Genomic DNA, 1,048 nt, shown 5'->3' with positions numbered 1-1,048 from the left:
GTGACTTTCAACCCACTCTTCGTGGTGATACACTACACGCCGTAAGATTAGGTGATCGTTTGCGTGCGACCTACCTCAACCCACAAACTAAATTGAGCACAGTATGAAACATACAATAGAAGTCATGATTTCTGAGCAAGAAGTTCAGGAACGAATTCGTGAATTAGGCAAACAAATTACAGAGCGTTACCAAGGCAGTGAAGACCTAGTTTTGGTTGGCTTGTTGCGTGGTTCTTTTGTATTTATGGCCGACCTAGCACGTGCTATTGAACTGACTCATCAAGTTGATTTTATGACGGCATCAAGCTACGGCAACACGATGGAAAGCTCACGCGATGTACGCATCTTGAAAGATTTGGATGATGACATTAAAGGCAAAGACGTTTTGCTTGTTGAAGACATCATCGATACAGGTAACACGCTAAATAAAATTCGCGAAATCCTATCGCTACGTGAACCTAAATCTATCGCGATTTGTACGCTACTAGACAAGCCATCTCGCCGTGAAGTAAATGTGCCAGTTGATTGGATTGGTTTCGAGATCCCTGACGAGTTCGGTGTTGGTGTTGGTATCGATTACGCTCAAAAATACCGTCACCTACCATTCATCGGTAAAGTGGTTCCTCAAGAATAATTGAGTTCACTATTCGAAATACAAAAAAAACGCCCATATAAATGGGCGTTTTTTATTTATTCAGATTTTATGGCTTAGCGACACAGAAGCTTATTGTCAGGGTTTAAAATCGTCGACAGTGCTTTCTGGTACGATGCTTCAACGGTCTCTTTAGAATTAGAGCGAATACCTAAATATTCAAGGCGACCATCTTCAATTCCGTATACGACACCGTGAATTTCGACATCTTGCCCGCGCTCCCACGCGTTTTGCATGATGGTTGAATTGCCTAGGTTATAAACTTGTTCTGCAACGTTAATTTCACCAAGCTTATCGGCACGATCTTCAACAGGCATTTGATCTAAGTAAGAACGATGCTTGAAGTAAAGATCTCTGATGTGCAGTAGCCAGTTATTGATAAGCCCGAGTTGAGGG

Annotated in this window: 2 protein-coding genes; one reads left to right on the top strand and one right to left on the bottom strand. The window is 42.2% G+C overall.

Features of this window, described 5'->3' with window-relative positions; all coding sequences use genetic code 11:
* Window positions 1-103: 103 nt before the first annotated feature.
* Entirely contained in the window at window positions 104-634 is a 531-nt protein-coding gene (hpt, locus tag R7040_RS24835; protein ID WP_318097331.1) for a hypoxanthine phosphoribosyltransferase, read from the top strand.
* Window positions 635-708: 74 nt separating this feature from the next.
* Here hpt and R7040_RS24830 read toward each other — a convergent pair.
* On the bottom strand, window positions 709-1,048 hold a 340-nt coding region (locus R7040_RS24830), incomplete at its 5' end, for a carbonic anhydrase (RefSeq protein ID WP_318097330.1).

The sequence above is a fragment of the Vibrio sp. 1069 genome (genome assembly GCF_033340555.1).
This window is presented reverse-complemented; position numbering and strand designations above follow the sequence as displayed.